Consider the following 20,729-nt stretch of genomic DNA (forward strand, 5'->3'; position numbering starts at 1 on the left):
AACTACGGAGCTAGAAACACCGACTTCTTTCTCTACCGAGTTGCCCTCCACTTTTCCTGAATCCCTCTCCTCAACAATGGTAATCTCTATTTTCCTCCCCCTCCCAGCACATCAAAATGCGAATTAGCCAATTTGAGAGGTTCGGCTAGGAAGCAATGATCCCCCTAAGGCTTCACACCCTGTAGGATTGACACAGGGTGGGAGTACCTCCTAAGAGAGTATCAGGTGTCTCTTGTGCTGTCCGACTCGTCCGATATGATGGCGCAGTCAGCGGTGTGGCACCCCGGCAGGGGTGCTCGCTCCATAGGCATCGGTCATCCGCGAAGCGGTGACCGATGTGCCGAGATCCACCTCTATCCCCCTCGACCCCTTGCGGGTCGCCGAGCAGGATCCCCCTCCCCGCAACCCCGCCAGGGTGTCGCACCTTAAGCCTGCTATCAAGCCCAAAGCGTCACCCCTTACACTTGGTCAAAAGCTTAACCTTGGTGTCCTGTATCTGAGCGGAAAGGGAGAGGTGTGTCTTCTTAGTCAAAAAAAAGAAGAAGAGACTCTCCGAGCGTGAGGGCGGGCAATTCCTCATACTGCCTCCGGAGGCAGTTGCTGACTCCGGAGAGGATGGCGCCCTTTCCATCCGTACGCCCAGATCGTCTCTTCATCCCAAAGGTATAAAAAGTTTGATGTGCGACCATAGCCCCACTCAAGAGAACCCAACTCTCTGACACCTCCCGGCATCGGAGCTCTCCCGGGGATCGTCAGTTGAGTGGAACCTTTCCCAAGTAGTGTTTGTCTTGGTCATGTCTATGGGGGAAGGTGTCCTCGGGGATGCGTATGGCGGTGCCTGATGGATTTCTAATGCTGCCACCAATAGACCTGGAGACGACATCCTGGGGCTGCTGACCGTTTCTTGTGAATCCCTTCTGCGTCTCTCCCACCCAAACATTGCCCTTCCATCGGGGGCGCTCTCGGAGAATTCTTTTACCGATATTAGAGAAGTCTAATACCGGTAAAAGAATTCTCTAATATCGGTATTAGACAACTCTAATATCGGTATTAGATTAGAATGGCCGCATTGCGCTGATAGACGTATCTTTGTGAGGCGCTCGTAAATGGGATGATAGGCGGTATCTGATTCATGGCCCGTCTGGTCTGCGATCTATTGACTGTCAGACAATTAAGCGAACACCTATGACGGGTGCTTCTTAGCTTAGCTCTTCGCGGTCATCCGAAGGGTTTCTGTACGATCCTCATGCACCACCCCGACGACATCTGGAGGGGAAATGTCTAAATAAATGGATAGCTTTGGCTATATATGGGTACCCCACTGTGATAGAACTAATCTGTAGAGATGTCTTATGAGAGACTTTGCCGCAATAGACTTTGAGACCGCCAATAGTGAGCGCTCATCCATATGCGCCGTCGGGGTCGTAGTCGTCCGAGGGGGCGAGATGGTCGACTCCTTTTACTCTCTCGTGCAGCCGGAGCCTAATTACTACAGCTACTGGTGCTCTCAGGTGCATGGTCTGTGTCACCGCGATACGGACGAGGCTGAGGTCTTCCCCCGTGTGTGGTCGCAGGTGGAGCCTCTGATAGAGGGCCTGCCCCTGGTGGCTCACAACAGACCCTTCGACGAGAGTTGCCTGAGGGCTGCCTTTCGGACCTATCGTATGGAGTATCCGGACTATGACTTCTACGACACCCTCTGTGTCGCTCGGCGTGTGCTCCCCTGCTTGGAGAACCACCAGCTGCAGACTGTGGCTGAGGCGTGTGGGTATCACCTGAGAGATCATCACCACGCCCTGGCTGATGCGGAGGCGTGTGCCTGGATAGCAAGAGAGATACTGTGACGCTGCCTGTCGATCGATAGAGACTGTTGCACGAAGGCGATCTGCTGCGTTGCTTTCGGAATTCGGTCTCGGTCACGTACGTGAGTACGCTCCCTTCGACCTCATCCTCAGCGCCTTGCATCTCATCCTTCGTGCAAAGTCTCAGCACATTTGAAACAAATGTGCGAGAATGGCACTTCGTGCAACATTCTCCGGTAATTGTCGGTCGGAGGAAATGAAAAAAGGGCTGACCCCGTACCACGGAGTCAGCCCTTGCTTCATTTCTTGCCCTGAAAGTCTACAGCTCAAGGGTGATGCTGCCGTAGACACCTATGCCGGGGCTGTAGTAGTGGCTCCAGCGCTGGATCTTCTGATTGAGGAGGTTCTCCACTGTGAGCGAGAGCCCAAGGTTCTTGAGCACCTTATAGGAGACCTGAGCATCGAGCTTGGTGGTGAAGGGCAGGGTGTAGACCATCTCCTCTCCCTCACGGACAACGTCCCTCGGGAGTAGCTGCTGCATCTTGATCCCTCCCAAGCCGAGGAAATTGGCACTCAGTGTCAGGTCCTTGATCGGGCTGTAGGTGAGGTCTGCCGTCAGCTCGAGAGCGGGTCTGCCGAGGATGCTCTCCATCAGCTCGTGATCAGGCTTAGTGCTCTCCTCCTCTGTGAGTGCCGGGCGGGCAAAGTGATTGTACTTCACGCCGAGCGAACCGCTAATCCCCTCCGCTCCCTTATAGCGGGCGCCGAGGCTGAGGTAGCCGTGGCGGACCGAACCGAGATTGCGAAGGTCAAAGAGTGCCACCTCGGCATAGGGTTCTCCCTCGTAGCCCTCCGGTGTGGGGGTGGAGGCGCTCTTACATGCAAAGTCGTAGAAGTCTCTGTAGTCGGCATACCCGCCCTTGAGGTCGAGGGCAAAGCCGTTCCAAGAGCCCAGCTCCAGCCCAAGGGCGACATCGTAGGTCGAGGACTCGATGCCGTGCGAGATGCTCATCGGGTCAGCATACCTATTGATCCGGTAGAGGTCGCGCATCGAGAGCATCGTCATGCCTCCGGTGGCGGAGAGTAGGAGCGAGGCCTTGTCGTGCATCCGCCAGCGGAGCAGCACATCGGGGGTGATGAGTAGTTGCTTGGCACCCATAGTGGGGAGCTGCACCTTTACCCCCGCCCGCACCTGGAGCGATGGGATGATGTAGTCAAAATGTGGGATGAGGGTGATGATCTGTGACGCCTTGCCTCCTGCCACCTCCTTGTCGAGGGAGAAGCGATTGATCTCGTAGCCGGCATCGACGCCAAACCTGAAGTCATTGATCTTAGCACCGTAGGTGAGGCTCCCCATCACTCCGGCGTGGAGGGCATCGCCCCGCCCGGATATGTAGACCCCGATCGGCTCACCCTCGCGATGGGCGTTGACGTCGGCATTGCGATTGCCGTAGTCGATCGTAGCGCTCAGGCTGTACTCCCAAGTGGAGAGCGCACTGAGGGGTGCCGGTGAGAGGGAGACGCTAAGTCCCGTGCCATAGTAGCTCATCAGCTCGGGCTTCTCTGGAGTGGCGGTGATGAAGTGGTACGGCAGCTCGCCTGACTTCACTGAGCTCAGCAGGTGTCCGTAGAGCGAGTGGGCGTGCCCAAAGCCGAACCCCTCGATCTCCAGCATTCGGTCGCTCTCGGGTAGTTTCTGAGAGTATCTCACCAGCCCCTCCGTGTCGTGGGTCTCATTGATCGGAGCAGCATCGAGCTTGCCCATCTCCCCCGTGGCGTGCCGCGAGGTGTGGTCGAGGGCTACGGTGATCGTCCCGTAGTCTCCTACCCTGAAGTGTGCACCGATATTGCCTCCCGCCTTGACCGGGTAACCGCCAAAGAGGCGGGCGTAGAAGTGGTGACTCCCGTACTCCGGGAGGAGTAGATTATCGCTCGGGGTGAAGAGACGGGGCCTTGCCTTCATACTCAGGCTGTAGCTATTTCGGGCAAAGTCCAGCGGATGGAGCTGGCGGGGAGTTTGATTAGCGAGGGGATTGAAAAACTCCTTCCTTGCCTGACCGGTCTCCGGTATGTAGGCTCTCTGCAGGGTCATAGACCGGCGGAGCGTATCTGCCGGGGTCTGGGCGCTCAGACCGAGGAGCATTGACGACGCTGCGAGCGTGACTAAGAGTTGTCTGATCTTCATATGTAGTGGTAGGATCTTTCTTTAGGTAAAAATGAGTGCGGTGAAGTCAGAGGCGTGAGAGACGCTCATCGATCTGATTGATGATGCCGTCCTGCTGCTCTTTGTACCCGGACCGCAGGCTCTCGAGGTAGGTCTTGGCAGTGCTCTTGTCACCCAGACGGACATAGCTGTCACTCAGGAGGAGAATGGCTCGTGCAAGCCAGTAGCGGCTGTCGGACTGTCCGCCGACTACCTTCTCCATCCGGTCGCGGACCGTCTGGAACTGGCCCTGCTCAAAGAGCTCCTCAGCCACCAGCACGCGGGCTGCCGTCGTCTGGGCAGAGGTGGGCAGCTGAAGCACCGCCCGTGCATAGAGCCGCGCCATGTCCTTTTTCCCCACTTGGTCGTACCGTGTGGCGGCTGCCGTCATCACCTCGGAGCGGGTCTGTGGTGTGAGGTCCCACTTGCTCCGAGAGACATCATCGGCAAGGGCGAGGAGGAAGTCGTAGCTCTTGCTCTTCTGCGCGTGGGCCGCTGCAGCGGAGATGTAGCGGCTGCGGTCGGCCTGTGTGCTGCTCTCGTTGGCGAGCTGGAGGGCGACCTCGGCTGCCCGGGCGGAGTTGCCACTTCGCTCATAATTCTCCAGAAGTAGCAGCCGCACATCGTGGCTCATCGTGGGCTCTAGCTGCATCGCTGCGAGACGCTCAAGGATCGGTGTAGCCTCCTTGTGCCGTTTATTGGAGGAGAGGATTAGCGCCTTGCTGTAGAGGGCCTTGTCGAGGTACGCTCCGGCGGGGAAGCGGGTCAGATAGTCGTCAAGTGCCTTGACCGCCTCAGCGGGCTTGCCCTCGGAGACGATCTTGTCAGCCGCAAGGTAGGTCATCTCGTCCATCTCGCGGTCGGAGATCGCTCCAGAGCCACCGATGGAGCGGACTAAGCTATTGTACTCATCCACGCGATTGAGCTGGATGCTGAGTGCCTTAAGGTTCTGCAGTGCAGTCTTTGCCGCATCGGACTTGGGGTAGCTGCGGATCACCGCCACATAGGCATCCGCTGCCTCGGAGAAGCTCTCCTCACTCATATAGGTGAGAGCCTTCTGCACTGCGGCAGAGGGGGCCAGCTCGTGACGGGGGTAATTGGTCACCACGCGGTCGTACGCCTGTCGGGCGAGGGACTGTCTGTCGAGCATACTATAGGTCTGTCCCAGCTCGTAGAAGCCCTCCGGAAGGAGCGAGGAGGAGGGGAAGGTCTGCTGCATGCGGGAGAGGAGGTTGATCTTGCCCTCGTAGTCCTTCTGTAGCCCGAGGACAATTCCGCGGTGGAGGAAGCCGTAGTCTGACTCCGCTCCGCCGGCTCGCGCTGCCTGGTCGTAGTAGTCGGCTGCCTCGCTGAGTCGGCGCTCCTGTACAGAGATGTCGCCGAGGCGATTGAGTACAGCAGTGCGCTCATTGGTCGACGGGGTGGACTGAGAGAGGTAGGACCGGAAGGCGCTCTTCGCCTGGTCGTAGCTCTTATTATTGAAGTAGGCGTAGCCTAAGGTGTAGTAAGCCTGAGGATTGAGCTTAAGGCTCTCGGGACGATTGTCGAGATAGGCACGGGTATCGCTGATCGCGCCGGTGTAGTCTCCCTTGCGGTACGCCGCCTCCCCACGCCAGAGGTAAGCCTCTGCGACGCTCTCCGGGTCTTCGTTTTTCCCGATGATACGTCCGTACTGCTCGGTTGCCTTACGGAGGTCACCGCCCGCGAGAGCCTGATTGGCCTCACCGAGCTTCACCTTCTCCCTCACCCTCCTCAGCTCAGCAGGAAGTGGGCTGATAGTGGAGATCTCCCGCAGCACATCGGCTCGCTTGGGGTCATTGAGGAAGGCGTCACTGAGGTAGGTAATAACCTTGGGGCGGTAGGCTCCGGTGGGGTAGCGTCTGAGATAGGAGGCGAAGCGCTTTGTGCCAGCGCCGAGACGTCCCTGATGCCCGGCGTAAGCGGCGAGGGCGCCATTGAACTGCGCATCCTCGGTGAGCGGGGCGTAGACGTCGATCTCCGCCGCCCGATCAAAGGAGGACAGGGCGCTGCTGCTTTTCCCACTGCTTAGATTCGTGAGCCCGAGGTAGTAGTGCGAGAGCTGAGACATAAAGTCGGGTGTGCCGTCATCGACCCGCGTAAGGTAGCCGATGGCCTCCGTCTCGTGGCCCAGCTCGTAGAGGTTTTTCCCAAGGACAAGCAGGTCGATCCTCCCCGGCTGCTCTGCCTGCCTCATATACTGTCGCAGGTAGTCGGTGGAGAGGTCGATACGCCCGGTCATCGCTGCAGCGAGTCCTGCTGTATGGAGGAGCGAGTGACGGGCGCTACTCTCTGTGGCATCCCGCTTGAGCCCCCTCTGTGCCAGTGTCAGAGCCCCCTCAAAATCCTCCTGCGAGAGACGTGACTCAGCCACATAGGCGAGTGCCTCGGTGCCGTAGGTGGAGCTGCTGTAGAGTCCCGAGAGTAGCTTCTCTCCCTCGCTCACCCGGTCGGCCTTGAGGAGGAGGTAGCCGCCGTAGAAGGCTGCGGCATTGTGGAAGTCTCGGGAGTACGTCAGCGGGAGGAAGAGCTTGAGTGCCGCCTCCTCGGAGCCGGTCTTCATCAGAGAGTAGGCGTGGTAGTAGTCGATCGCCTGCGCTCTCTCCTCCGGCAGGGCAGACACGTCTGCTCGCTCCAGCCAGTAGACGGCACCGGAGTAGTCTCCCCGCACGTAGTACCACTCGCCGAGTCGGCTCTGAGCATAGGGCAAGAGGGCGCTGTGAGGATGCTGCTCGATGAAGTGGAGGAGCTTAAGGTCCGCCTCCTCAGCGCCCATACAGCTGCGGGCAATGGCATCGAGGTAAAGGGCCTCCTCGCCCATGATGGGCATACTCCAGGTCTCCTTGTATAGCGGTGCCAGGCTCTCCACCACACCGGTGTAGGCCTGTAGCGACATCGCCTGACGGGCGTGTAGGAGGTGCGTCAGCGGTGAGGTGGGCTCCTGACCAACGACCGTGGCAGAGAGGCCGAGGGCTGCCGTGACTAAGGCTAGTATTTTCTTATCCATAGGATCGGAAATGTCTCTTGAGATATAAGTTCTCTCAAAGGTACCAAATTCTCCAAGAGCAAGGGGAAGGCAGGCGATGATGCTCTGGGTGGCGCAGGTGAATAGCACAGAAGCCCTTCAACTTATTAGTGAAGAGTGAAGAACGAAGCACCCCTTGCGGGTGCCCGCTCCTTAGCCACGAGGACCCGTGGGTCAGGCATCACACACGATCCCGAGACCCCGCAAGGGTGTCGCACCGGTTGCCTGACTCCCTGATAAGTGCGACACCCTACCGGGGTTGTATATCTTTCTTGGCATCCTCTCCCGCGGTCTTCGGCTCTTCGCGCCCTCGACATGCGGACTAAGGAGCGAAGATCCCGCAGGGGGGGGCCTTAGAGTGGTCATCGCTCTTTAAGCGTACATTGAGCCACGAGGTGGCGAGGACCGCAGATGACGCAATTTTGGTCAGGAAGAGACAGATAGAGACATATAGAGACAAACCCTCCCCGCGGGGGTGCTATATTTGCACCGCTGAAGCTTCCGGATAAGTGAGGTGATCGTTGCTCAGGTGGGGTAGTGGGGCGGCCTCTGCTTCTCCTGCTACGTGCATTCTACATCCTCTGCCGGGTATTTCAAGCCGTAGGAGGAGACCCTTAGGAGCGCACTTTGATAGGCTGATGGTGCAAATCGCAGGGGGCGCTTCGTCTCCGCATCTTCACAAAAAAAGAAAGGCAGCTGCGAGAGTGATCTCACAGCTGCCTTAGCTAGTCTGTCTGCCTATGTGGGCAGATCTATCTATTACTCGCCGTAGTAGGGACGGATGTCGACACGGCGGGCATCAGGGTACTGAACGGATGTCTCCTTGATCGTGTCCTCGCCTGAGGGTATGATGTGGAGGTACTCGTCAGCGATCCCCTTGGTCCGGAGGTAGTCGGCAGCGGCATTGACGCGGCGACCGGAGAGGCGGTTGTTGTAGCGCATGTTACCCTCGGGAGAGGCGTATCCTCTGAGCTCTACAGCCATCTTATTCTCCTTGATCCAGCCGGCGACATTGTCGAGTACGACCTTCGCCTTCGCGTCCAGCTTGGAGCTGTCGAAGGCGTAGAAGACCTGGCTCAGGAAGTGATCCCAGGAGTCAGCCTTGGCACCAGGTGCGAGCGGAATCGTATTCTGCTGACCATTGGTGCCCGGAAGGACAGCTGTCGTGCTATTGCCGGGAGTGGTACCCGGAGTAGCACCTCCGGTGAGGAGGGAGGCAAGGTCGCCATTGCCGAGGAGGTAATTCACCAGCGCGGGGTCAAGCTTCCCGCCATTTTGCTGGGCGAGAGTGATCAGGAGAAGGGTCTCGAGACGGTCCATCCGATCCTCGTAGTCCTTGGTGTAGACGTTCCGAAGGGCCGACTCAAGAAGCTTATTCTTCAGAGTCTCGACCTTGAAGTCGTTAAGCACCTCAGCCTCCTTGAGCTTACGCTGAGAGTCGGCTCGGCTGGCTACGATCATCTTGGTGATGAGCTCCTCAGCCTGCTTGGACGTGATGGGGAGGAGAGCGTTGTCGTCCACCTTATCCCAGTCCTTGATGCCTAAAGCATCGGCATAATCCTCGGAGGACAGGACAGGAGCATCTGCTCTCGTCACGTCTACCGTGTCTGCCGGAGCGACCTGAGTGGTCTGAGCCACTGCAGGGACTGCGGTGGCAAGACCAATGGTCAGCAGAAGTGTGGTAGTCATCTTATTCATATCTAAATGGATCTACTCTTATTGATAAAACGAAAGAGGGGATTTCTTTAGAAGATGAATCGATAGCCTACAGCGATCTGGTTATTCTTGAAAAGACTGCGTGCGGTGTAGTCAACGAACATCTCGCCATTGGTGCCGAGATTGATATTGGTACCGGCGATGATATTGGTGCCAAAGTTGGTACCAAGACCGTGCTGGAAGATGCCAACGCCGAGACCTACATAGGGAGTAAAGCGGCTCTTGATGTCGATATTGTAGACAAAGTTGCCGGCGAGATCAAAGGAGGTACCTCCCTGGCGGAAGCCAAACATGATCTCAGGCACGAAGTCAAAAGAACTGTCGCTGATCTGCATGTAACCACGCATACCGAGTGCCCAAGAGGTGGACTCACCGAGGCTGACGCCGGTGACGGCAGCGAGGCGGTTGAGCTTCAGCCAGCCGCCATTGGGGTGCATAGCTACGGGGCGCTCAGAGGGAGCTACGTCGTAGGAGCCGCGGGGAGCGGGCTGCGGAGCATTGTATCCGGTGCCGGGAGCGATGATCGTCGTGGAGGGAGCCACGCTACCATTGTTGTCGCTGCGGGCATCACGCTCAAGTGAGCCTACGCGAGCCTGGAGGTCCTTAATGGCACGGTCGTCAGAAGTTACGGTCGTAGTCGTGGTGGAGGTAGAGGTGCCGGCGCTCTGAGTGGCGAGGGCGCGGAGGATCACGTCGGTCTCGTCTGCGGTGTAGAGGGAGGCACGCTTGCTCTCCTCCTCGTGGATGCGAGCCATGATGCGATCAACCATCTCCTCAAACTCCTTCTTGGTCATCATCTTATTCTGGAGCCTCTCCACATCGGCGCGGTTCACTCTTGAGCGATCACTGCGGAGCTCATTGGTGCGCTCGTTGTAGGCCACGGTCTCAGTGTCGTCCATGAGCTCACTCTGGAGCACGGGGTCACCAAGGTTAATGCGGAGACCAGCGGTGTAGCCGATATTGACAGCAATATCCTCGGGGGTGCTCACGCTCTCGACCTTCTGGTCATTGGCGGTCATCAGGAGCGCATCAGCGTTACCGAAGAGGGCAAACCAGCGAGAGATCGGGATCTCGATACCTGCACCGAGCATACCGAAGAGGTCGTGAGACTTGAAGTTCTCCTTAGCCTGCTCCTTGTCCTTAGACTCGATCAGGTTGTTGCGGTCGAGGTAGCCGGCACCGAAGCGGAGGTAAGGGACGATACCACGCGGATAATTGAGACGTGCGATGAAGTTGGCACCGTACATCTTCAGGTCCTTATTGAAGTCGAAGCTCAGCTTATTGGGCTCCTTGGTGGCCTGGTAGTAGAAGGCACGGAGACCAACGAGAGAGGAGAAGTCAACACCTGCGCTTCCACCGAGGAACCACTGATCGCTCAGACCGGTCTTGTTGCGGAAGTCTACGTACTGTACGCCGGGCTCGAGGACAAACTTCATGCCGCGGAAGCCGTCGCTGAAGAGGCTTGCATAGCGACCACCCAGCTGGTGGGTGCCGGGGGCAGCATTGCCACCGAGGTAGAAGTCGAAGGAGGCAAGAGCAGACCAGTTGCCATACTTCTTCTTGTCCAGGTCCTTCATATCACCGTAGTGGTTGATGAAAGAGTTGTTGGCGTTCATATTGAAGCCCAGGTTACGAGCCTCCATAGAGAATGCCATACGATCGGTGATGAGGAGCTTGACACCGGCACCGAGGGTGTAGTAGAGCTGCTTGTCCTTGACCTTAGCCTCCTCGATGATCGCATCCTTATTCTCTACCTTGAAGGGATTGTAGTCAAGCACCTGGACACCGGCACCTGCAGTAAGGTAGGGAGTTACGGCGGAATTGCCGAGGAGATTGACCTTAGCCTCACCACCTACGCGGGAGATGGTCATATCCATACCCTCGAGCTTCTGGAGGGCCTCCTCATTGAGGGGATTCCAGTCCTTGTCCTGGAGGGCATTCTTGAGGTTGATGGACTGCTCGTAATTAGCACGGATCTCGAAGAAGGGACCGAATCCGAAGCCTACACGGGCTCCGACGAAGGGTGAGTTCTTGAGAGCGATGTTGGAGTTCCACCAATTGTATGAGGCGTATGGAGATACCATAACGCTCACATCGCGAACCTGTGCATTGGCATTACTGCCTGCAAGGGCAGAAGCCATAAGACCCGCCACAGCGAGTACCAGTTTCTTTGATTTCATAAGTGTTAAACGATGAACTTAGTATAAGTTGTATAAATATGATGCCATTCCAAATGAGGACCCGCATAGTAGTCCACACGCAAAGGTAATCAAATATTGCTGCTAATTAAAATTATATTACATCCCTAAGTATTATTGTATCCCTCGCCTGAGTTTTTGTCAGGGTGGACATCCTCTCGGGTCGGGATTAAGAGATAAAGTGGTATTCCGTAGGATTTCTTTACATATATAATAACGACGCCCCTCCCGGACCCGAGCAAGGGTCTGAGAGGGGCGTGAGTGTCTTAAGTGGATCTCAGAGGGCAGCTCGATCAGATTCGGTCAAGGACCATATCGATGAGACCGTCCAGCGTATCCTTATAGGACGTATTCATATCCTGCTTCTTACGCCCGGCGATGATGGTGCAGACGGTGAGGCAGCGGTGATCGAGGATAGTCCCGATGCCAGCGAGAGCAGCACCCTCCATCTCGAAGTTGGTGATCCTGTGTCCCTGGTACTCAAAGTCCATAATCTTGCGATTGAGATCGGGGTCAAGTGGCTGTGAGCGAACCTTCCTCCCCTGGGGGACGTAAAAGCCGTTAGCTGAGATGGTGACCCCGTGGATGATGTCGGTCCCATCGGTGATCTGGCGGAAGAGGCTCTCGTCATTCCGGACCACATAAGGCTTGAGACCGGTGAGCTTCCAGTCAAGCCCTTTCAGCAGCGCCTGCTCGAAGTCCCTGTCGCAGACCTTCCCCTCATCGGCGTAGAAGTGGAGCACTCCGTCAAAGCCAATGGAGTACTCTGAGGCTACGTAAGCACCGACCGGATCCTCCTCCTGCAGTCCGCCGGAGGTGCCCACCCGGACGATCGTGAGGGACTTGTGCTCCGGCTTTACCTCCCTCTTCTCAAGATCGATGTTGGCGAGAGCATCAAGCTCATTCATCACGATCTCAATATTGTCCCCTCCGATGCCGTGGGAGAGGACGGTGATGCGCTTCCCCTTGTAGCTGCCGGTGATGGTGTGAAACTCTCGGCTGCTCACCTCGCACTCCTTGGAGTCAAAGCGGGAGGCAATCATATCAACGCGCCCGGGATCACCGCAGACGACGATCTTATCCGAGAGCTGCTCCGGGCGGAGGTGGAGGTGAAAGATGGAGCCATCCTCATTGACGATCAGCTCAGAGTCGGGTATTCTATTGGTAGTAGTCATGTGTTATTGGGTCTTGATTAGTTCGTCTTATTTTTTCCATCCTTCTCTCCGCTCTTGCGTGTCACATCCTCGGATGGTGCGGAGAAAGGCTTAGCGATATTCTCTCTCATAGATGTGTCAGCCTGAATGTTGCGCATCTGGTAGTAGTCCATGACGCCGAGGTTGCCGCTCCGGAAGGCCTCAGCCATCGCCAGTGGCACCTCCGCCTCTGCCTCTATCACACGGGCACGAGCCTCCTGTGCCTTCGCCTTCATCTCCTGCTCGGTAGCCACCGCCATGGCGCGTCGCTCCTCAGCGTGAGCCTGGGCAATATTCTTATCCGCCTCCGCCTGATCCATCTGCAGCACTGCACCGATGTTGCGACCTACGTCGATGTCAGCGATGTCGATGGAGAGGATCTCAAAGGCGGTCCCGGAGTCAAGTCCCTTCTTAAGCACCAGCTTGGAGATGGAGTCAGGGTTCTCGAGCACAGAGGAGTGCGCCTCAGCGGAGCCGATGCTGGAGACGATGCCCTCGCCTACGCGGGCCAGGACGGTCTCCTCACCCGCACCACCGACCAGCTGAGAGATATTCGCCCGCACGGTGACGCGTGCCTTGGCGATCAGCTGTATACCATTCTTGGCGACGGCGGTGACCGGTGGGGTGTCGATCACCTTAGGGTTCACGCTCATCTGTACGGCCTGGAAGACGTCACGCCCAGCGAGGTCGATGGCGGCTGCATCACTGAAGCTCAGGTTGATCCCTGCCTTATTGGCTGAGACGAGTGCATGGACCACCTGCTCCACATGTCCTCCGGCGAGGAAGTGTGCCTCCAGCTCGTCTCGAGTCAGTGCGATGCCCGCCTTATGCGCCTCGACCATAGCACGGACGATGACCTGCGGCGGGACGTTCCGGATCCTCATCATAAAGAGCTGGAAGAGGGAGATATTCACTCCAGATGCTTGGGCACTCACCCAGAGCATAACGGGGAAGTAGCGGAAGATGACGGTCAGGATGATCAGTGCAATGATCACCACTACCCCCCAGAAAATTAGTGTCGGTGTCATATGATTATGTGTAGATATTGGTTGTGCTTACTCTGCTGATGGCTTCGCCGTACCCCGCTTGTCGAGGCTGACGTATATGGTGTCCTTGTCTATGCGCGACACGTAGATCGGCATATCCTCATCGATGAAGCCCTGCTCTGACGTGGCCTCAAAGATCTTCCCCTCGACCTCCACCGTCCCCTTGAGGGCGAGGCGGCTACGGGCGATCCCGGTGGCGCCGACGCTGACATCCACCGGCTGGCGGGCTGAAGAGGAGATCTCGCTCGAGAGAGCGACCTTGCGGACCACCTTCCTCCGGCTCATGAAGTAGGCGGCTATGCAGAAGAAGACGATCGTGAGGAGGGCAAAAATGACCGCCATGGTGTCGTATCCACCCCGGATGAGGTAATACTCGGCGCCTGCCACCGTACCCACCCCGAGCAGACCAGCGAAACCCACTCCCGGGACTAAGAAAACCTCTCCCACCAGGAGTGCTGCCGCCACTATGGCGAGCAGTACGATGATGATGACTAATCCTATCGACATAATTATATAAGCGTAAAATCGTGGTTACTTTGCCTTTTTCTCACGTGCGATCACCTTATTACGGAGGTCAAAGAGCTCCCTCCCGAGTGCCTGCTCCTGCCTCTCCAGCTCAAGTATCTCGCCCCTCACGGATCTATCCGTCTCGAAGCGCTTACGGAGAGACTCCAACTTGATCCGAAGAGTGGAGAGTCGCTCCGCTCTCTCGGTATATTGCTCGAGGAAGTGCCGTGACTCTCTGCCGGTTAGGCTGCTCTGGTCATATATGGGCGTCTCCCCGAGCCAGAATAGCGGCTCCCGTGCGGCCTGTGCCCCCTTCACCTCCGCCCCACGGACGGGGGGAGGCAGGGCGATGCCGGACTGCATAATGCTGTCCCCCATCATCCACGCCAGCTCCTTCGTCACCACGTCCTGTCGCTCCGTGCGGTGAGAGAGGGCGTAGAGAGCGAGCACCTCGGGGGCCGATGTGCCTCGGTCGGTGAGCAGCCAGTCGACCCCTCTCTCCTCATCGCGAAGCAGCAGGTAGTCGCCCGCCAGTGTATTGTAGGGGGCCGGGAGCTGATGAGGTACCAGCAGGCGCCCTCCCTCACGATCGTACCTTGATATGAAGAGGTCATAGCCCCCGAGCGACTCGGGACCATTGTAGGCAAAGCTTATCGTCTCCCCATCAGCCAGCAGGTACGGATAGGCTATCCGACCGCCCTCCAGCCCGAGAATCTCCACCTCTCTCTCACTCTCGCTATCCCATGTGCCATCGCCCAGTCGTCCGGTCACCACCAAGTGATCGTGCCCAAGGGTGTCGGAGACCACCTGCCAGCGCTCTCTCCCATCAGCACTCACAAAGGTGGCTCGGCTGAGCTGACCGACCGAAGGCGCCTCGCGACTTAGGTCCGACAGTAGCCCCTCCTCACTTCCCGTGCGGTAGGTATAAAGCTGCATCCTGACGAGACCGGAGGAGGTGCGCTCTGCCGCCTTGAGTCTCATCGTCAGCTCCTCGACAGTGCTCTGCTGAGCATCAGACGCCCGGAGTGACTCTATCCCTGCGAGCTGGTCTGACGCCTCGCTCAGGTCGTAGTGAGCGAGGGCAATCTCGGTGAGCAGGGTGCGATTGGGGAGGGCCCTTCGCTTGGCTTTGCTCAGACCCTTGATGTAGCTCTCCATGCCGGAGGTATTGCCCCGCATCATCTCACTCCTGAGGCTGTCTGTCTGCGCCTTGCCGGTAAGGCTGAGCGTCAGAAGTCCCAGGAGGATGCCGAGAAGTGCTAATTGTCTATGCTGTCTCATCACGATATTCATCATTAATGGGATAAATATAGCGAAATAAATGATGCGAAAGGCTTTTTGGACTGGATCCTCTCCCTCTATATTCTTTCAGTGGCAGGGGTCAGTCCTATCTGAGACTTTTCTAAGACCGATATTAGTCGCACCTAATATCGGTAGAAGAGCTCACTAATATCGGTATTAGATTTTGGTGCAAAAAAATCCCTACCGAGAGTGCTGGACTCCCGGTAGGGACTTATCTGGTAGTGGTGGGGGAGGGATTCCCGGTCCTGATGGGTGGGGCTTATTGCGCTGGTGCTTACTGAGGAAGGCGGTACTTCTCCTCGCTGTCCTCGTAGAGCATACTGAGGTAGCTCTTGTAGCGCGATGGTGCTATCAGTCCGTCCCGCACAGCACGGAGTACGGCACACTTGGGCTCGTGGGTATGGCTGCAATTGGCGTAGTGGCAGTCCTTTGCGTAGGCAAAGATATCCGGGAAGTAGCCGTCTATATCCCCCTTATCGAAGTCAAAGGAGCCAAACCCCTTGATGCCCGGTGTGTCAATCAGAAATCCATCCTCTGTGCCATCGATGGGATACATCTGAGAGTAGGTGGTGGTGTGGACCCCGAGATTGGTCTGCTCAGAGACCTCCATCGTCCGGCGATTGGCGCCTGGGCAGAGGAGGTTGCTGATCGTGGACTTGCCGGCCCCGGAGTGACCAGAGAGGAGTGTGACGCCGTGCGTTAGCTCCTTCCTCAGCTCATCCATTCCGGTACCCTCCCGAGCCGAGATGATGAGGCAGCGGTAGCCGATGCTCTCGTAGAGCTCCTTCATCTGAGCCATCTCGGCACTCTCGGAGGAGTTGTATCGGTCGGTCTTATTGAAGACTATGATGGTCTCCACATCGTAGGCCTGAGCAGTGGCGAGGAAGCGGTCGATGAAGGTCGTCCCGGTGACTGGGTAATTGATCGTCACTAAGAGTATCGCCCGATCCAGGTTGGCTGCGAGGATGTGCGACTGCTTGGAGAGGTTGACGGATCGCCGTACAATATAGTTGCGTCGGTCTGCCACCTCGGTGATCCAGCCGAAGTCGCCGTCCTCGGTGACAGGGGGCGTAAAGGTGACGAAGTCGCCCACCGCGATGGGGTTGGTCGACTTGATGTCAGCCGTCTTGAAGTGCCCCCGTAGGTGACAGTGGTACTCCACGCCGTCAGCTACGATCGTGTAGACATCTCCCTGGCAGCAGGTGACAACTCCTTCCATGGACTCTCTGCCGGAGTGTGACCTCAGACGGTCATGATCTCCTTCTCCTTAGTATTATAGCACTCCTCGATCTGCTTGATGTGCTTGTCGTGGAGCTTCTGGACGTCATCCTCAGCATCACGCTCGACATCCTCGGAGAGACCATCATTGAGTAGCTTCTTGAGCGAGTCGTTGGCATCGCGGCGAGCGTTACGCACGCTGATGCGTGCCTCCTCGCACTCTGCCTTGACCTGCTTGGCCAGCTCTTGGCGACGCTCACCGGTCAGCGGGGGGATAGTGATGCGGATGTTCTCTCCGTTATTGCTCGGGGTGATGCCGAGGCTGGAGTCGATGACCGCTTTCTCGATGTCCTTCAGGATCTTCTTCTCCCACGGAGTGATGATCATCGTGCGGGCATCAGGCACAGTGACGGTGGCGACGTTCTTGAGAGGAGTGAGGTTGCCGTAGTACTCCACGCGGATGTCGTCGAGGAGCTTGGGATTGGCACGTCCTGCGCGGATCTTGTCGAGACGATCTTGCAGCGAGGAGATGGAGTCTCCCATCATCTTGCCGGCTTTGGTGAGGATATTGTCTAAGTCTTCCATAATCTGGTTTGTATCTGTATGGTCCGCCGTAGGCGGTGGTTGATTATTCGGTGACGAGTGTGCCGACGCTCTCTCCTGAGAGGAGTCGCATGAGGTTGCCGGGCTTATCCATATTAAATACGACGATCGGCATCCCATTTTCCCGGCACATGGCTGTGGCGGTGAGGTCCATCACACGCAGGTGCTGAGCATAGATCTCGTCGTAGGTGATGGTGTCGTACTTGGTGGCGGTGGGATCCTTCTCAGGGTCAGCGGTGTATATGCCGTCGACGCGGGTCCCCTTTAGCATCGCATCGCACTCCAGCTCCACAGCTCGGAGGGAGGCACCGGTGTCGGTGGTGAAGTAAGGGTTGCCGGTGCCACAGGAGCAGATCACTATCTTTCCCTCCCGCAGTGCTGCAAGGGCGTCCCACTTATTGTAGAAGCGACCTACCGGGGCCATCTGTATGGCGGTGAAGACCACGGAGTCCAGCCCGGCAGTCTCCAGTGCGGCTGATAGACCGAGGCTATTGATCGCCGTGGCGAGCATCCCCATCTGATCGCCCTTGACGCGATCGACTCCCTTGCCGATGCCGGTCAGTCCCCTGAAGATATTGCCTCCACCGATGACGATGGCGATCTCGGTACTGGTGGCGTCTGCTACCTCCTTGATCTCCTTGGCGTAGGCGCTAAGTTTCTCAGGGTCTATGCCATAGCCCTGAGCACCTTGGAGGGACTCCCCGCTGAGCTTGAGCAGTACTCGCTTGTATTTGGACATAAATGATTTTTCAAATGAGTTTTACCACTGACAAACCTAATAAAAAAAGCTGTATACACAAGACTCGGGACCCAATTTCCTGCTCCGGGTGGCTACCGTTTTTCCTTATAATATACGGTGTCTGTATCGAGAAGGGGGGCTCCATACAGGCGGTTCCCGGTCGGGTAGCGTCACCGGAGACGTTTTCGAAGGGGACCAAATCCTAGGTTCAACTTCGAAGTGCAACACTAGAGGAAAAAGTTTGGCGAGAGTCCCCCGCCCACATCCCCCCTTTGGGGGTGGAGGGGGACTCTCGCGTCGACCAGACTCTCCTCTTCGATCCCCCCAAATGAAAAGAGGAGACCGCAGTCTCCTCAAAATGAGTTACTTTTACATTGTCCCAAATATTTCTATTTATGTATAAGCAACTCACTTCATCACAAAGGTACGTAATTAAGAATGGACTTAAGGAGAACGTGCCACTCTGTATGATTGCACGTCTGATCGGAGTTAGTCCTTCTACCGTCAGCCGAGAGATAAAGAGAAACTTCTCGAAAACAGGAGTATACATCCCTGCCCTAGCCAATGAGATGGCTCTGGAAAACAGGGCTCGATCAGCTCGAAACAGGCGGACAAAAAAGAGGTACCGCTATAAAGTGCTTACCTTACTAACCAAGTACAAATGGTCTCCAGAGCAGATATCCGGTACTCTTCGGAGGGAAGGGATCAGCATCTCTCACGAAACTATCTGCCAATGGATTAGGAAGAATAAGGCTAGAGGCGGCTCCCTTTACCTTAACTGTCGTCATAAGCTCAAACATCGGAGTAGAGGTCTTTACAAGAAATCCTCTGCCGCTCATATCCCTAACAGAGTCTCTATCCATCAGAGACCTACGGAGGTCGATGGAGAGAGATTTGGGGACATTGAGATGGATACCATTGTTGCCAAAGGACAGAAGTCTGCCATCCTTACCCTTGTCGAGAAATCTACCAACATGTGTTTCATCAAGAAAATTGATGGAGGTTTTAATCCGGCGGCAGCTGCTAAAGCAGCTATCTTGCTGTTGCTCCCCTATAAGGATAAACTCAAGACTATTACTACCGACAACGGATTTGAATTTAGAGATCACGAGACAATTACTCGTGTTCTCGGTATTCCGGTCTTCTTTGCCGACCCCTACGCTTCTTGCCAAAAGGGGGCCATCGAGAATACAAACAAGCTCATCAGACAATACATCCCTAAAAAATCTGATTTCTCTGACTTCGACGACGATCGACTATTTGGAATCCAGACGTTACTCAACAATAGACCCAAGAAGAAACATGACTACATCTCCCCTTTCAAACTTTTCGCCCCTTTCTTCCTCCCTATTGCACTTCGTCCTTGAATCTACGAAGTCGAATCTGCTGTTTGTATATTCTATATATGTCATGGGAACAGGTATTTAGAACACAGCCTCATAGGGATCGTATCTGATTTGTTTGGAATCATTCAAATCTATCTCCTTGCCAGAGAATATATCGGCATAATCTAACAAAGTGAAATGAACATTTCCAGTGCCTTCATCAAAGTATCTGCATAATGCGAGAACAGAACGGCATACGCCCGAGATTGCCTCATCCGGACTAGGATCGTCAATGCATAATATTGTTTTTAAATCCGTTTTGTAGCAAGCCATTCCATTTTTGCACACGATATTCTCCGGCATGTTATGCTTTTTTAGGTCGGTAGGAGTAATACTGCTTATTCTTCTGGACCGTATTTTCTGATAATGATTATTATTATTGAGTGCTTGCACATAAATCAGCTACAAAGGTATCTCACGTATTACATATTGTCGAACTATCGTATGATAAACAGGGAAAATGTAATAGCCATCGGTGAAAATCTTTTTTGATAAATAAAACCAGAGCAGATGATTCTGTTAGTGTCATCCATACAATCAGGATTTATGCCAACATAAGGATTGTTTTGGGAAGTGCTAATAATGGGATCATTCTCCACGAAACCGTAAATCTCGAGTTTGTCGATTAACGCACTTGACATTACAAGACCGCATTGTATGCGTCCTTCTCTTTCAAAATATTCTTTGAGACTTTCTTTTACTATCATATTCTTCTTAAAAATTAAATCATTACTAAAAACGCGTTGATTTTAATAGCCTTAAACTTGATTCTGTTTGGACTCCTTGATTACTATTTTAGAACAATGCCTATAATGCTGCAAATCTTTGTTGATATACAACTCTTCCATCAGCCCTTCTGCATTCATCCTGTCATCCTCCGAGTAATAGTATAAAGCCCAATTTGCTCCGTTGCTGACAGATTCTGAAATTTTCTTGAAATAAGGGAAATCTATTTCATTATACGAGTGCCCAATTACGATAATCTCATCTATATCGGCAAGACCACGGAAGAAATCTGAATGCGCCTCAATGATTTTCTCTGTATGCTTACACATCTTGTCATAGAATGCACAGACAGCTCCTTCCGCAAATTGTTCATGTCCATCTTCTGTAGTTGTAATCTCTCCTGTTTCTTCATCTATGATGAGGTGGGCGTTCTCGTCCCCATACAATGCCTCTTTTACATTAAATTTTCCAATATCCTTACCATGTCCGAATATTAAGTTTTCTCCCACTTTGTTATGTATATGCAAAACATCTTCAGCGGGAATGCTATAGACCAGCTCTAATACTTCAGTATAGTTGAAAGTGAGAAAATAGGCTGTTCTGTCTATTTCGAACTTCTTTGCTATTCTATTCAATTCTAATGAATTTATCCATTCCTCAAAACCTGAACGAATTTTGTCTAACAATTCATCGCATTCTTGTTCTATATAAATTTGTGCATCATACCAATCGGCATCCCGGAATTCATCTGAAGCAAAATTAGGGGTGTTTTCATATATTATATCTGCAAGAGAATCATAACAGATACCTTCTTCTAATCCTCGTTCAAAATCTGACCATAATTCCGAGTCGCTATCAACATAGTAATATCGCTCCATTTTTTCTAAAACATCTTCTCTGTTACGTTCAAGATATGTGTAGAAATCTGAATATTTGCATGGAACTCCATGACCCATATCAAAGCCATTGCCAATAATGTATAGTTTCATAGTTTTGTTTTATATGTTTGATCTGTATATATTATCTACATCGTTACAGCAATCTTACA

At 54.7% G+C, this 20,729-nt stretch carries 16 protein-coding genes; 2 read left to right on the forward strand and 14 right to left on the reverse strand.

Translation table 11 applies throughout. The features are described from left to right. Positions 1-524: 524 nt before the first annotated feature. A complete protein-coding gene (locus tag AC1EKE_RS07400; RefSeq protein WP_480308876.1) occupies positions 525-656 on the reverse strand; it encodes a hypothetical protein in 132 nt (43 codons plus the stop codon). Positions 657-1,352: 696 nt separating this feature from the next. Between AC1EKE_RS07400 and AC1EKE_RS07405 the strand changes: the two genes are divergently transcribed. Continuing rightward, positions 1,353-1,844 (forward strand): exonuclease domain-containing protein, encoded by a 492-nt coding sequence (locus tag AC1EKE_RS07405; protein ID WP_480308877.1) that lies wholly within the window; start codon positions 1,353-1,355, stop codon positions 1,842-1,844. Positions 1,845-2,121: 277 nt separating this feature from the next. Here AC1EKE_RS07405 and AC1EKE_RS07410 read toward each other — a convergent pair whose 3' ends face one another. The 11 genes from AC1EKE_RS07410 to pyrH form a co-directional block, all read right to left on the reverse strand. Continuing rightward, the gene (locus AC1EKE_RS07410; protein ID WP_480308878.1) at positions 2,122-3,987 is read right to left on the reverse strand and encodes a TonB-dependent receptor; all 1,866 of its coding nucleotides are present in this window, start codon (positions 3,985-3,987) and stop codon (positions 2,122-2,124) included. A gap of 46 nt (positions 3,988-4,033) precedes the next feature. Next, positions 4,034-7,030 (reverse strand): tetratricopeptide repeat protein, encoded by a 2,997-nt coding sequence (locus AC1EKE_RS07415; RefSeq protein ID WP_480308879.1) that lies wholly within the window; start codon positions 7,028-7,030, stop codon positions 4,034-4,036. A 777-nt stretch (positions 7,031-7,807) separates the two neighbouring features. Beyond that, positions 7,808-8,746: an OmpA family protein gene (locus AC1EKE_RS07420; protein ID WP_480308880.1), complete on the reverse strand. Its 939-nt coding sequence runs from the start codon at positions 8,744-8,746 to the stop codon at positions 7,808-7,810. A gap of 47 nt (positions 8,747-8,793) precedes the next feature. Beyond that, positions 8,794-10,944, reverse strand: coding sequence for an outer membrane beta-barrel protein (locus AC1EKE_RS07425; RefSeq protein WP_480308881.1), 2,151 nt, complete (start codon positions 10,942-10,944; stop codon positions 8,794-8,796). Positions 10,945-11,255: 311 nt separating this feature from the next. Further along, positions 11,256-12,137: a nucleoside phosphorylase gene (locus tag AC1EKE_RS07430; protein ID WP_480308882.1), complete on the reverse strand. Its 882-nt coding sequence runs from the start codon at positions 12,135-12,137 to the stop codon at positions 11,256-11,258. A gap of 17 nt (positions 12,138-12,154) precedes the next feature. Continuing rightward, a complete protein-coding gene (gene floA / locus AC1EKE_RS07435) occupies positions 12,155-13,183 on the reverse strand; it encodes a flotillin-like protein FloA (protein ID WP_296163918.1) in 1,029 nt (342 codons plus the stop codon). Positions 13,184-13,210: 27 nt separating this feature from the next. Beyond that, complete coding sequence (locus AC1EKE_RS07440) at positions 13,211-13,708, reverse strand: NfeD family protein (RefSeq protein ID WP_296163921.1); 498 nt, start codon at positions 13,706-13,708, stop codon at positions 13,211-13,213. Between the two features lie 24 nt (positions 13,709-13,732). Continuing rightward, positions 13,733-14,989 (reverse strand): hypothetical protein, encoded by a 1,257-nt coding sequence (locus AC1EKE_RS07445; protein ID WP_480308883.1) that lies wholly within the window; start codon positions 14,987-14,989, stop codon positions 13,733-13,735. 295 nt (positions 14,990-15,284) lie between these two features. Beyond that, a complete protein-coding gene (gene rsgA, locus AC1EKE_RS07450; protein ID WP_480308884.1) occupies positions 15,285-16,229 on the reverse strand; it encodes a ribosome small subunit-dependent GTPase A in 945 nt (314 codons plus the stop codon). A 23-nt stretch (positions 16,230-16,252) separates the two neighbouring features. Further along, positions 16,253-16,813 carry a ribosome recycling factor gene (frr, locus tag AC1EKE_RS07455; RefSeq protein WP_296164990.1) on the reverse strand — a complete coding sequence of 187 codons (561 nt, stop codon included), beginning with the start codon at positions 16,811-16,813 and terminating at the stop codon, positions 16,253-16,255. Positions 16,814-16,856: 43 nt separating this feature from the next. Further along, entirely contained in the window at positions 16,857-17,570 is a 714-nt protein-coding gene (pyrH, locus tag AC1EKE_RS07460; RefSeq protein WP_480308885.1) for a UMP kinase, read from the reverse strand. A 395-nt stretch (positions 17,571-17,965) separates the two neighbouring features. Between pyrH and AC1EKE_RS07465 the strand changes: the two genes are divergently transcribed. After that, on the forward strand, positions 17,966-18,937 hold the full coding sequence (locus tag AC1EKE_RS07465) for an IS30 family transposase (protein WP_480308886.1): 972 nt from the start codon (positions 17,966-17,968) through the stop codon (positions 18,935-18,937). A gap of 57 nt (positions 18,938-18,994) precedes the next feature. Here AC1EKE_RS07465 and AC1EKE_RS07470 read toward each other — a convergent pair whose 3' ends face one another. Then, positions 18,995-19,258 (reverse strand): hypothetical protein, encoded by a 264-nt coding sequence (locus AC1EKE_RS07470; RefSeq protein WP_480308887.1) that lies wholly within the window; start codon positions 19,256-19,258, stop codon positions 18,995-18,997. A 455-nt stretch (positions 19,259-19,713) separates the two neighbouring features. Then, positions 19,714-20,670: a bacteriophage abortive infection AbiH family protein gene (locus AC1EKE_RS07475; protein ID WP_480308888.1), complete on the reverse strand. Its 957-nt coding sequence runs from the start codon at positions 20,668-20,670 to the stop codon at positions 19,714-19,716. Positions 20,671-20,729 lie beyond the last annotated feature (59 nt).

It is taken from the genome of Porphyromonas sp. C0041D3 (assembly GCF_056590575.1).